General features: G+C 63.5%; 6 protein-coding genes. 5 read left to right on the forward strand and 1 reads right to left on the reverse strand.

All coding sequences use genetic code 11. The features are described 5' to 3' along the window. Positions 1 to 13 precede the first annotated feature (13 nt). On the reverse strand, positions 14 to 2,380 hold the full coding sequence (locus AC4D6D_RS21130) for a S9 family peptidase (protein WP_491327491.1): 2,367 nt from the start codon (positions 2,378 to 2,380) through the stop codon (positions 14 to 16). Positions 2,381 to 2,537: 157 nt separating this feature from the next. Here AC4D6D_RS21130 and AC4D6D_RS21135 point away from each other — a divergent pair, with 157 nt between their 5' ends. The 5 genes from AC4D6D_RS21135 (at position 2,538) to AC4D6D_RS21155 (ending at position 13,089) form a co-directional block, all read left to right on the forward strand. After that, on the forward strand, positions 2,538 to 3,275 hold the full coding sequence (locus tag AC4D6D_RS21135; RefSeq protein WP_491327492.1) for a FadR/GntR family transcriptional regulator: 738 nt from the start codon (positions 2,538 to 2,540) through the stop codon (positions 3,273 to 3,275). 91 nt (positions 3,276 to 3,366) lie between these two features. Then, positions 3,367 to 5,727, forward strand: a complete 2,361-nt coding sequence (locus AC4D6D_RS21140; RefSeq protein WP_491327493.1) for a beta-L-arabinofuranosidase domain-containing protein — start codon at positions 3,367 to 3,369, stop codon at positions 5,725 to 5,727. A gap of 8 nt (positions 5,728 to 5,735) precedes the next feature. Next, on the forward strand, positions 5,736 to 8,546 hold the full coding sequence (locus tag AC4D6D_RS21145) for a DUF885 family protein (protein WP_491327494.1): 2,811 nt from the start codon (positions 5,736 to 5,738) through the stop codon (positions 8,544 to 8,546). Continuing rightward, on the forward strand, positions 8,536 to 10,122 hold the full coding sequence (locus AC4D6D_RS21150; RefSeq protein ID WP_491327495.1) for a family 43 glycosylhydrolase: 1,587 nt from the start codon (positions 8,536 to 8,538) through the stop codon (positions 10,120 to 10,122). The genes AC4D6D_RS21145 and AC4D6D_RS21150 overlap by 11 nt, the downstream gene beginning before the upstream one ends. A 237-nt stretch (positions 10,123 to 10,359) precedes the next feature. Beyond that, the gene (locus tag AC4D6D_RS21155) at positions 10,360 to 13,089 is read left to right on the forward strand and encodes a TonB-dependent receptor (RefSeq protein ID WP_491327496.1); all 2,730 of its coding nucleotides are present in this window, start codon (positions 10,360 to 10,362) and stop codon (positions 13,087 to 13,089) included. The last annotated feature ends 108 nt before the right edge of the window (positions 13,090 to 13,197 follow it).

Below are 13,197 nucleotides of genomic sequence, written 5' to 3' on the forward strand. Positions count from 1 at the left end.
GTCCTCGCGGGATTTACTTGGTGGCTGCGTGAGCAGCAGGAGCGGCCGCCTTGACGGGGCCGAGGGCAGGCGGCGTTTCGCCGAGCAGATACTGGGTGAAATAGTCGCGCAGCTTCTTCCAGAAGAAGGGCCGGTAGACGTTGTGCGTGGCATTGGGCATCACGATGAGGTCGACGTCGCGTCCGGCATCCATCAGCGCCTTGGCGAGGCGATAGCTCTCGGTGACCGGCACGTTGTCGTCGATATCGCCGTGGACGAGCAGCAGGTGGCCCCTGAGCTGGCCCGCGACCGACATGTTGGAATTGTGCTCCCAGGTCGCCTCGTCGGCATAGCCCATCGAGACTTCCGGCCACCAGGTCTTGTCCAGCCGGAGGTCGTGGTTGCCCGAGGAGGAGACGCCCACCTTGAAGAAGTCCGGGCGGCGCAGCACGAAGCGCGCGGTGTCGTAGCCGCCCGCCGAGCCGCCGAATACGCCGACGCGGGTCACGTCCATATAGGGATACTTCGCGGCCATCTGCCGGATCAGCGCAATGTGATCGTCGAGGCCGACTTCGCCGAGGTTCTGGAAGGCAGGCAGGCGGAACTTCTGGCCGCGACGGGACGTGCCGGTGCCGTCGATCATGACGACGATCGCGCCGATCTGCGCCACGCTATTGCCGGAAACGCGCCGCGCATCGCTCCAGGTGGCGGGAACGTCGGTGGTGGTCGGGCCGGTGTAGACGTTGTCGATCACCGGATAGCGGCGCTTCGGATCGAAGTGCGCGGGGCGATAGATCATGCCGTATATCGGCGTCGTGCCGTCCGCCGCCAAGCCCTTGAACGGCTCGGGCTGGGTGTAGCCGGCGGCGAGAAGGCGGCTGTCGTCGGCCTTGGCCAGTTCCATGACGATGCGCCCGGTCTGGCCGTCGCGCAGCACGGCGCGGGTCGGCGAGGTCGGGCTGGACATCTGGTCGACGATCCATTGGCCGTCCGGCGAGACCGAGGCGTTGTGGTCTAGCGGCTCCGGGGTCAGTTCGGTGAGCGCGCCGCCCTTGGCCGGAACGCGGTAGAGTGCGCGCCAGTAGGGATTGCGAGCCGCCTCGCGGCCGACGCCGGTCACGACGAGCGAGGACTTGTCCTCGGCCACGTTATCCACGGTGAGGACTTCCCATGCGCCGGTGGTCAGCGCCTTGCCGCCGTCCGGGTCGTCGGGCGTGAGGAGATAGAGCTGCGCCCAGCCGCTCCGCTCCGAGATCGAGAGTTCGCCGCCGAGTTCGGGCGAGGGGAAGATCATGCTGGAGGTGACGGTGACGACCGGTTTGACCGCCTCGTGCGCGATGATCTTCGCGGTTCCGGTCGCCGGATCGGCAAGGTAGACGGCCTGCTGCTTGTAGCCGCGCTCGGTCCAGAGCATGCGGATCTTGCCGTCCAGCCAGCCCATGTCCGGCGGCGAAGGGTAGAGGATGGATTCCGAGGGCACCTGAATCGGTACGATCCGTGCCTTGCCCTTCTTCATCGCGTCCCTGACGTCGATCACGAGGCGCGCGGCTTGCGGCAGCTTCTCGGCGCCGGCCAGCGGATAGATGTAGGTAAAGCTGCGGGGGTAGAAGCTGCCCGGCGGGTTCTGCTGGGTGATCGAGAGCTTCTTCACGTCACGCGTATCGAGCCGCCAGGTCAGCAGATAGCGCCCGTCCGGCGACCACTGCGCCGATACCGGCATGGCCGGTTCCTCGGTGCCTTCGCGCAGGATATCCGAAAGCTGCGGGATGGAGCGTCCATAGGGCTGCTCGCGCGTGCCGTCGGTGGTGAGGGCCACTTCGCGGCCCGTCGCGATATCGACCGCGTAAAGGTTGTAATCGCGCGCAACGATCTTCGTCTTGCCGTCCGGCGAGGGGAGGTCGAGTTCCTGGTGGTCGGCTGCCTCGACCTGAACGGCCTTTCCGGCGGAATCCATGGCCCAGAGCGCGCCGTCGAAAGCATGGAAGCGGACTTCGTTCTTCGCCGGATCGTATTCCACCTCGGCGATATGCGCATCGTCGAGAGCGACCGGAGCGCCCTTTGCAGACGTCAGTGCGGCGAGCAGGGCGGCGGTCGTGGTGACCTGCCGGACCTGCTGGGTCTTCAGGTCGAGGAACTGGTAGCGCTGGTCGAGGCGATTGCCGGTGCGATAGAACAGGCCACCCTCGACGAAGCGCGGGGCGATATCGGCATTGTCGATCAGATCGCCGAGCGCGCTGCCAAGGAAGCTGTCGGCGGCGGCATAGCGCTGGTCGATGCTCGGCTGGGCGATGGCGGTACGCGGAGCGGCCTCGCGCGCATGAGCCGGAACCACTGCGGTAACCGCCCAGGCGAGAGCAAGCAGGCTGATGGATTTCGACAGGGAGGTATGCGAAGCGCTCACGGCTGCGGTCCATCGGTTATTTCGGGAGAACGTCTTGGTCATGGCGCGCACTGGCGTTATCGTCAAGAAGAATATACGATATATGATCTGCGCTTTTCTGGACTAGCCAGAGCGTTATTCTTGATACAGACCAGACGCGATGACGAAAGAGAGCACAATGGCCGTAAACGGATCGGGTGATGGTTCTGAAATGCTGCCCCTGTTGAGCGGACGCCTGCACCATGCGGTGGCCCAGCGGCTGGCGACGCAGATCGTGAGTGGGGAATATCTGGAGGGCCATGTCTTTCCGGCGGAAGTCGAGCACGCGGAAATACTCGGAGTATCCCGCTCGGTCCTGCGCGAGGCGTTTCGGATGCTTACGGCCAAAGGCCTGGTCTCCAGCAGGCCCAAGGCGGGGACGCGGGTTAACGAGCGCCGCAAGTGGAACCTGCTCGACCCCGATGTACTGTCCTGGCAGATCCAGTGTGGCGCCAGTGACGAATTCCTGCGCGACTTGTTCGAGCTGCGCATGGTCGTGGAGCCGCAGGCAGCCGAGATGGCAGCCCTGCGCCGGGACGAGGGGCAGTTGATCGACATGGCCAATGCGCTGGACACGATGGAGCATTATACGCTCACCAGCCCCAAGGGCCGAGCTGCCGATATCCGCTTCCACGAACTGCTCATGGAGGCGACACGCAACGAGATGCTGCTGGCGCTCTCCAATTCGATCTCGACCGCGATCGCCTCGACCACTGCAATCAAGCACGGCATGCAGGACAGTCCGCGCGATCCGATGCCGGAGCATCACGCGCTCTATGCCCAGATTGCCGATCGCAATCCGGGCAAGGCGCGAAAGGCGATGGTTACCCTTATCGAATTGGCCCATGCCGACACCCAGGTCGCGCTTCGTCGCTAGGTTTGCGACGGCACCGTTACAAAGTAGCTATTGACTTCGAGAGGCTGACTTCTATCAATACAGTATACGATATTCGATAGGAGTTATTGGAATGCAGGCCAATCGGCGCGAATGGATGGCGGGCGTGGCGGCGCTTGCCATTTGCTCTGTTCCCCTCAAGGGCTTCGCCGCCGTCATTGCGTCCAAGCTGCCGATCAAGGCCAAGCCGTTGCCGCTGACCGACGTGCGTCTCGCGCCGTCGGACTATGCGACCGCCGTCGAAGTCAATGTCGACTACCTGATGTCGCTCAGCCCCGATCGTTTCCTGCACAACTTCCGCAAGTACGCCGGTCTCGAACCCAAGGCGCCGATTTACGGCGGCTGGGAATCGGACACGATCGCCGGGCACACGCTGGGCCACTACATGACCGCTCTGGTGCTTGCCTGGCAGCAGACCGGCAACCCGGAATGCCGCCGCCGCGCCGACTATATCGTTGACGAGTTGGCCGAGTGTCAGGCGAAGCGCACGAACGGCTACATCGGCGCGCTTGGTCGCAAGACCAAGGACGGCAAGGTCGTCGACGGGCAGGAAATCTTCCCCGAAGTCATGCGCGGCGAGATCAAGTCGGGCGGGTTCGACCTCAACGGATCGTGGTCGCCGCTCTATACCGTGCACAAGTATTTCCAGGGCCTGCTCGACATCAATGCCGCCTGGGGCAATGCCAAGGCGCTTCAGGTCGTCATCGGCCTCGGCGGCTACTTCGAGAAGGTCTTCGCCGCGCTCGACGACAAGCAGATGCAGGAACTGCTGGGCTGCGAATATGGTGGTCTGAACGAAAGCTACGCCGATCTCTACGCCCAGACCGGCGATCTGCGCTGGCTCAAGGTGGCGGAGCGCATTTACGACAAGAAGGTGCTCGATCCGCTGGTGGCGCAGGAGGACAAGCTCTCCAATTTTCACGCCAATACCCAGGTGCCCAAACTGATCGGCCTGGCGCGCATCCATGAACTGACCGGCAAGGACGAGCCCGGCCGCGCCGCCCGCTTCTTCTGGGAGCGCGTGACCCAGCATCACAGCTACGTGATCGGCGGCAATGCCGACCGCGAATACTTCTTCGAGCCCGACACCGTCGCGCTGCACCTCACGGAATCGACCTGTGAGCACTGCAACACCTACAATATGCTGAAGCTGACCCGTCAGCTCTACTCGTGGCAGCCGGACGGCGCGCTGTTCGACTATTACGAGCGTGCGCACCTCAACCACGTCATGTCGGCGCAGAATCCCGAAACCGGCGGCTTTACCTACATGACGCCGATGATGAGCGGCGCGCCGCGCGGCTATTCCGGTCCGGGCGAAGAGGCCTTCTGGTGCTGCGTCGGCTCGGGCATGGAGAGCCATTCGAAGCACGGCGATTCCATCTTCTGGGAAGGCGGCGACACGCTCTTCGTCAACCTCTACATCCCCTCGACCGGGCAGTGGAAGGCCAAGGGCGCGGCCTTCACCATCGCCACCGAGTATCCGTTCAAGTCGGACGTGAAGATTACGCTCGATGCGGTGAAGCAGGGCAAGTTCGCCGTGGCGCTGCGCATTCCCGGCTGGTCGAACGGCAAGGCGACCGTTGCCGTCAACGGCGCGCCTGTGCCTTCGACCCCGGTCGGCGGCTACGTGGTGATCGATCGTCGCTGGAAGAAGGGCGACGTGATCGCGCTGAACCTGCCGCTCGAACTGCGCCTCGAAACCGCGCAAGGCTCGCAGGACGTGGTGGCCGTGGTGCGCGGACCGATGGTCATGGCGGCGGATCTCGGTCCCGCTGAGATGGAGTTCACCGGCGTCGAACCGGCGATGGTCGGCGACAACCCGCTGGCCGCCTTCGCGCCGATGGTCTCGGATCGCCCCCGCTACCAGACCACCGGCATCATCCGTCCGGGCGACCGCATGTTCGCACCGTTCTATAGCCAGTACGACCGCCGCAGCGCCGTCTACTTCAAGCGCTTCACGGAGAGCGGCTGGAAGAGCGAGGAGGCCGCTTTCCTTGCCGAACAGGCCCGCCAGAAGGACCTGGCCGCCCGCTCGATCGACGTCATGCACCTTGGCGAAATGCAGCCCGAGCGCGACCATGAACTGACCTCGGAAATCTCCTACCCGGTCTCCTATCGCGGTCGCAATGGACGCGATGCCCGCTCGGGCGGCTACTTCGAGTTCAAGATGAAGGTGAAGCCCGGTCCGCTGCTGCTTCAGGCCAGCTACTGGGGCAGCGAGCGCTCGCGCGTGTTCGACATCCTCGTCGACAACGTGCTGGTGGCCACCCAGAAGCTCGACAACGACGCGCCGGGCAAGTTCTTAGACATCGATTATCCGCTGCCCGAGGCGCTTACCAAGGGCAAGAGCAGCGTAAAGGTGCGCTTCGTGCCGCATGATCGCACCTCGGCCGGTCCGGTCTTCGGCGTGCGTCTGTTTACCGCCAAGAAGTGAGCAAGTCCTTGAGTGAAGACGTTGCCCTGACGATTGCCGAAGCGGACGAACTCGCCCGCACGGTGCTCGAAGCCTGGGGCCTCGCGCCCGACCATGCCGCCGCCGTCGCCCACACCATGGTGTCGGGCGAGCGGGACGGCTGTACCTCGCACGGGCTCTACAGGCTCCTCGTTGCGGCCAATTCGGTTGAGCGCGGGGTGGTGGTGCCCGATGCGGTGCCCGAAGTGAGCGAACCGGCGCAGGCGCTGGTGCGCGTGGACGGCAAGGGCGGCTTCGCCCAGCTGCCGTTCGAGCGCGGCATGCCGCTGCTGGTCGAGAAGGCGCGCAAGTTCGGCATTGCCGCGATGGCGCTGAACAACGTGGTGCACTTCGCCGCGCTCTGGCCCGAGGTCGAGGCGCTGGCCGAGCAGGGCCTCGTTGCCTTCGCCTTCACGCCGAGCCATTCGTGGGTGGCGCCTGCGGGCGGCACCAAGCCGGTGTTCGGCACCAATCCGATCGCGTTCGGCTGGCCGCGTCCAGATCGCGCACCGTTCGTGTTCGACTTCGCCACCAGTGCGGTCGCGCGCGGGGAGATCGAACTGCACCGCCGCGCGGGCAAGGAAATCCCGCTCGACTGGGGCTACGATGCCGACGGCAATCCGTCGAGCGACGCCAAGGCGGTGCTCGACGGCGCGATGCGCACGTTTGGTGGGCACAAAGGTTCGGCGTTGGCGGCCATGGTCGAACTGCTGGCGGGGCCGCTGATCGGCGACATGACCAGCGCGGAATCGATGGCGGCGGATCAGGATCGCGGTGGTTCTCCGATCGGCGGCGAGTTCATCATCGCCATCGATCCGGCGGGCTTCCTCGGCGCGGGCGTGGACGAACATTTGCGCCGCGCGGAGGCCATGTTCGACATGATCGAAGGGCAGGGCGCCCGCCTGCCGGGATCGCGCCGCCTGATCGCGCGGGCGCGCTCCGACAAGGAGGGGCTGCGCATTCCGGCGAAGCTCCATCAGGACATTATCGAGGTTCTCGAAAGGGGAAATGACGTGAAGAATTCGGTTGGCCGGGCCATGATGCTGGCCGGTGCCGCACTGGTCGCCACGCCTGCGGTTTCGGCTGTCGCCGCTCCCGCCGCGCAAGTTTCCAAGAAGCAGACCGCGGATCAGGCTTTCGAGGCGATCTATACCGCCGAATACGAATGGCGCCAGAAGCAGGTCGGCCCTTGCGAGGATACGCCCAAGGACAGCAAGATCGTCCTGCCGGACCTAGGCCCCAAGGCGCAGGCCGACCGCCTCGCCTGCTGGACCAAGGTGGAAGGCCAGCTTGCCGCCATCGACCAGAAGCAGCTCTCGCCCGCCAATCGCGTGAACTTCGCGGTCTACAAGGGCCAGGTCGATGCGCTGCTGGCATCGCAGCGGTTCCGCGATTACGAAAAGCCCTTCAACGCCGACACCAGCTTCTGGGGCGATCTCGCCGACTGGGCGCGCAATCCACTGAAGGACAAGGCGGCAGCTAACAACTACCTCGAAATGCTGCGCGAAATCCCGCGCTACTACGACCAGCAGATCGAGAACATGCGCGCGGGCCTCAAGCGCGGCTTCACCGGCCCGCAAGTCACGCTCACCGGGCGCGACAAGGGTATCGAACTGGTGACGCAGGCCAAGTCGGTCGAGGCTTCGCCGTTCTACGAGCCGTTCCGCAAGCTGCCTTCGACCATCCCCGCCGCCGAGCAGGAAAAGCTGCGCACCGAGGCCCGCAAGCTGATTTCGGACGGCGTCGTGCCCGCGCACGTCAAGCTGCTCGCCTTCATGCGCAACGAGTATGAGAAGGGTGCGCGCAAGACGCTGGCGGCCTATGACCTGCCGGACGGCAAGGCTTACTATCAGTCGAAGATCTCCGAGTTCGTCACCCTCGACAAGACGCCGGAGCAGATCCACCAGATCGGCCTCAGCGAAATGGCGCGCATTCGCTCGCAGATGGCCGAAGTGATGAGACAGGTCGAGTTCAAGGGCGACCTCAAGGCCTTCCTGCACTTCCTGCGCACCGATCCGCAGTTCTATCCCAAGACCCCGAACGAGCTGCTCTACCGCGCCGCCTGGATCGCCAAGACCTTCGACGGCAAGGCGGACCAGTTCTTCGGCCACATGCCGCGCAGCCGCTTCGCCATCAAGCCGGTGCCGGACGACATCGCACCGTTCTACACCGGCGGTCGCGGCGGTCCGGGGATCTATCTCGTCAACACCTATGACCTGCCGAGCCGTCCGTTCTACTCGCAAGTCGCGCTGACGCTGCACGAGTCCGCACCGGGCCACGCCATGCAGATGCCGCTGGCGAAGGAGAACAAGGACCTCCCCGCCTTCCGCCGCGACACCTATCTCTCCGCCTATGGAGAGGGCTGGGCGCTCTACTGCGAGGCGCTGGGCGAGGACATGGGCATGTACGAGACGCCCTACGACCGCTTCGGCATGCTCAGCTATCAGGCCTGGCGCGCCTCGCGTCTGGTCGTCGATACCGGCATCCATGCCATGGGCTGGACCCGCGAGCAGGCGCAACAGTACTTCCGCGACAACACCGCGCTGTCCGACCACGAGATCGAGACCGAAGTCGATCGCTACATCTCCTGGCCGGGTCAGGCGCTGTCCTACTACATGGGTCAACTGGCCTTCGTCGATGCCCGCAAGAAGGCGGAAACCGCGCTCGGCCCGAAGTTCAACATCCGCGCCTTCCATGATGCGGTGCTGGAACTCGGCGGCGTGCCGCTGCCCCTGATCGACCAGCGCGTCGATCAGCTCATCAAGGATGGCGGCAAGGGTCCGTACCCCGATGAGGAATAAGCTCGCAGTGATCCTGGCGGCCGGCGCATTCGCGTCGGCCGCCTCGGCGCAGCAGTCCGCTGCCCCGACCGGACGGGAGATCACCGTGCCGGGCAATCCGATCCTCGCGGACGGCGACTATTACTCGGCCGACCCCGCGCCTTTCGTGGCCGACGGGCAGTTCTGGATCCTGACCGGCCACGACATGGCCGCGCCCGACGTCAACGACTTCATCATGCCGGACTGGCAACTGCTGCGGACCGATGATCCCACGCCCGGCCCGAACGGCGCGACGTGGACGCATTATCCCGCGTTCCTCAAGCCCGAGAACGTCTTCGCCTGGGCCGAACCGGCAAGGGCCTATGCCGGGCAGATCATCCAGGGACCCGACAAGCGCTTCTATCTCTACGCCCCGGTCATGGAGAAGGACAGCGACGCGAAGGACCGTTTCGCCATCGGCGTGGCCGTGGCGGACAGCCCTGTCGGCCCGTGGCGGGACGCGCATCCTTCGGGGCCGATCGTCTCGCAGAAAGTGCCCGTCGCCAACGACATCCAGAACATCGATCCGACGATCCTGATCGATGACGACGGTCGGGTTTACCTGTACTGGGGCACTTTCGGCCAGATGCGCGGCATGGAACTGGCGCGCGACATGATCACGCCCAAGGGGCCGGAACAGACCATCACCGGTCTCACCGGCTTCTTCGAGGCGCCGTGGATCATGAAGCGCAAGGGCACGTATTACATGCTCTATGCGGGCAACAAGGCAGGTCCGACCTCGGACTGCACGCCTGCGGTCTACCACGCCTGCATCGCCTACGGCACCGCGCCTTCGCCGATGGGGCCATGGACCTACCGGGGCGTGGCGCTGAAGCCGGTCTCTTCCACGACCTCCCATCCTGGCGCGGTGGAGTTCAAGGGCCAGTGGTACATGGTCTATCACACGGCGGACGCGCAAGACGGCGGCCATTTCCGCCGCAGCGTTGCGGTCGACCAGATGGAGTGGGACGACAGCGTCAGCCCCGCGCTTATCCGCACGGTCGTACCGACCTTGCGCCCGCAACCGCCGCAGGCACCGAGCCGCAATATCGCGCGCTCGGCCTGGGCAACCGCGTCGAACGACCCGGTGCCGGTGCAGTTCTGGATCAAGGCGCTCAACAACGGTGTGGTCAAGCAGGCGCCGCTGCCGCCCGACATGTGGGGAAGCTGGTCGCCGAACAATCCGCCGCGCCAGTGGATCGAGTATCGCTGGGACAAACCGGTAACGATCGACGGCTCGCGCATCCGGTTCTGGAACGACCAGCCCGCAGGTTCGGGTGTGGGCGTCGCGCCGCCTGCAAAGTGGCATCTGGAATATTGGGCGGCCAAGGGCTGGAAGCGGGTGCCGGGCGCGAGCGCCTATGGCACGGCCACCGATGCCTTCCAGCAAGTGTCTTTCCCGAAGCTCACCACGCGCTGCCTGCGTGCGGTGATGGACGCCTCGACCGACGGCAAGACCCACGCGGCACTGGCCGTCCAGGAGTGGGAAGTGCTCGCTCCCAAAAGTGCTCCGATCACCGTTCGGGAAAGCACGACGATACCGCAGCCTTGCGGATAGAGGTCCTGTAAAGCCACATAGCCGGATCACGCAAAAGCTGTCTTGAAGGGCGCAGGTCAAAACCTGCGCCCTTTTTGCTGTGTGCTTTCCGGATATTTCCTCGACCTCGAATTACTCAGACAAAAAATTCGTCACGCGCCGGAAACCGCCTTGACTAAATTCTAATATCGTAGGACGTATACGATATAAGCAAGACGTGTCGGTTTGAAGACACCGACATAAAAACAGGGGGTTTCGATGGCATCTCTTAAATTCCTGAAAATTTCGACGGCGCTGACGTCTGTCGTCGCGACCGGTATGACCGTTCCCGCCTGGGCGCAGGATCAGGCTGCCGCGACTTCAGAATTGTCGGACCAGAACGGTGCTCCGATCATCGTGACCGGGGTTCGCGGCAGCGTTGAAGCCGCCGCGACGAAGAAGAAGAATTCCAAGCAGATCGTCGATGCCATCGTTGCCGAAGATGTCGGCAAGCTGCCCGATAACAACGTTCCGGAAGCACTGTCGCGCGTCACCGGCGTCCAGATCACCCGCGAGCGCGGCCAGGGCCAGAGCGTGACGATCCGCGGCCTAAGCCAGGTCCAGACGACGATCAATGGCAACAACACCAATCTGGGTGTCGATCGCTCGATCAACCTGTCGGACATTCCGGCTGAGCTGCTGAAGTCTGTTGAAGTCTACAAGACCCGCACGGCCGATCAGGTGGAAGGCGGCGTGGCCGGTACGGTCAACGTCGAACTGCGCCGCCCGCTCGATCTCAAGAAGGGACTGACGGTCGCGGGCAGTCTTCGCGGCGCCTATGACGAATATGCGAAGAAGGTCAGCCCCTACGGCAGCCTGCTGGTCGGCGAGCGCTTCGATACCGGCATCGGTGAGATGGGCTTCCTGATCAACGGTTCCTGGACCAAGACGTTCTATCAGGAAAACTACGTCGAGGGTGAATCTCCGGATACGGTCTGCTGCGAAGGCGAGGTGGGGAGTGCACTTTACAACCTGCCGGAATCCCTGCGCAACACCGTCATTCCCTATCGCACCCAATACGGTACCGAGAGCGGCTACATCACCCGTCCCTCACTCAATGCCGTGTTCCACTGGAAGCCGTCGGACCAGCTCGAATTCGTTCTGGAGGGTGGCTACATGGGATCGAAGGAGCGCCGCTCCGTCGATCGCATCTGGACGCTCAACCGCGAACGCGGAACCGAGTTCAGCGGTATCGAACTGATGCCGGACGGGCAGACCATCAAGAAGCTGACGATCACCAATCCCAATGGCGTTCCTGCCTGGATCGACGGCACCTACAACACTCTGAAGCGCGATCTCTACACGACGAACTTCGAGACGAACTGGCACAACGATACCGTCCAGCTCCACTTCGGCACCCAATACAACTGGAGCAACGACAACTACTACTACGTCCAGCAGATCCTGCGCCCCTACGGCCTGACCTCCGCGACGATCGATTTCGTATCGGACGCCTATTCGCGGCCAATCCCCTCGATCACCTTCAACGGCGGGGATATGTCCAGTCCGTCCGGTTACGGCGTCAATCGCTTCCAGGACAATGTCGGTGTTTCGAAGAACAAGGAGTTCGCGGCACAGACGGACCTGACACTGAAGCTGAGCGAGGAAGGCTTCCTGCGCTCGCTGCAAGTCGGCGGTCGCTTCAACCGCCGCAACGTCTTCCGCAACTATGGGTATCGTGACGGCAATCCGCGCGTGAATGGCCAGGATGCGCCGCTGACGTCGTTCCCCGGCGGCAGCCTTGCCTCTGCCACCAGCGTGGACCTTCCGGGTTCGCCGATCTGGTATCGCATTCCGGGCAAGACCCTGCTGAATTCCATCGACGATATCCGCGCCTACATCCAGGCGACCGATCCCGGTAACGCGGCGACGTTTGCCACTGAACTGCCGCCGAGCGATCGGGGGCAGACCTACCGTTCCATCGAACACACGTTCGCGGCATTCGCGCAGTTGAACTACGGCTTCGACATCGGCATCCCCGTGGACGGTGTGATCGGCCTGCGCGCCGTGAATACCTGGGGTAGTTCTACCAGCTTCGATTTCCGTGTGCCTGTAGGCGGAGGTGCCGTGGAAGTGGGGCAATCCAGCGGTCGGGGCAACTTCATGGACTATCTGCCCAGCGTCACCGGCACGCTACATTTCGACGACAAGACCCAGTTGCGTCTCTCGTACACCACCAATGTGTCCCGTGCGAGTTTCTACGATCTGCGGCCGTTCTACTTCGTTGATCCCAATGCGACGAACCCGACCGTGGATGCAGGCAATCCGGAACTGAAGGCACAGCGCGAGTGGTCGCTCGACGCGAGCCTCGAGCACTACTTCGGCCGAGCCGGTGCGGTGTCGCTTGCCGGCTATTACAAGAAGGTGAGCAACTGGTTCTATTTCGACCGCCGTGCCGTGGACGACCTCGCCTATTATGGCTTGCCCGGCCGCAGCGGCTTCATCGCCCAACAGCGCAACGCGGGTGATGGCCAGTTCATCGGCGCCGAATTTTCCGCCCAGACCTTCTTCGATTTCCTGCCGGGCTTCTGGAGCAACTTCGGCGCGAGCGTGAACGCCACTCGCATTTTCCGTGCGCGCATCGAATATCCTTATCCCGAGGATTTCCCGGGCGCATTCGATGCCCCGGAAGTGTCGAAGTGGACGGCAAACGCTGCGCTCTATTATGACACGGCCAAGTTCAGCGCCCGCGTCGCCTACAATTACCGTTCGCCTTATCGTATGACCGTTTGGGTCGATAACCCGGCCTATTCCTGGTACAACGACGATACGTCCCGTCTTGATGCGGCGATCAACTATACTCCGGTGGACTTCATGACGCTGTCGATCGAAGGTACGAACCTGCTGGGCAACGACGTCTATCGTTACTTCGGCAAGCAGAACATTCTCCCGCTCGGCGTCCGCAATCTGGCGCGCACGGTTCAGGGAAGCGTCCGCTTCCGCTTCTGATGGTCAGCCCATCCCTGTCTGTGTGAAAAAGAGCCGTCTCGGGAAACCGGGGCGGCTCTTTTTCCTGCATTGTCTCCGATTGCAGAACGGTGCACAAAATTCCGCATA

This window comes from Novosphingobium sp. BF6, from assembly GCF_058273105.1.

Coding starts and splice junctions, on each gene's coding strand:
- AC4D6D_RS21140 (WP_491327493.1), top strand. CDS start 3,367: ATGCAGGCCAATCGGCGCGAATGGATGGCGGGCGTGGCGGCGCTTGCC.
- AC4D6D_RS21135 (WP_491327492.1), top strand. CDS start 2,538: ATGGCCGTAAACGGATCGGGTGATGGTTCTGAAATGCTGCCCCTGTTG.
- AC4D6D_RS21150 (WP_491327495.1), top strand. CDS start 8,536: ATGAGGAATAAGCTCGCAGTGATCCTGGCGGCCGGCGCATTCGCGTCG.
- AC4D6D_RS21155 (WP_491327496.1), top strand. CDS start 10,360: ATGGCATCTCTTAAATTCCTGAAAATTTCGACGGCGCTGACGTCTGTC.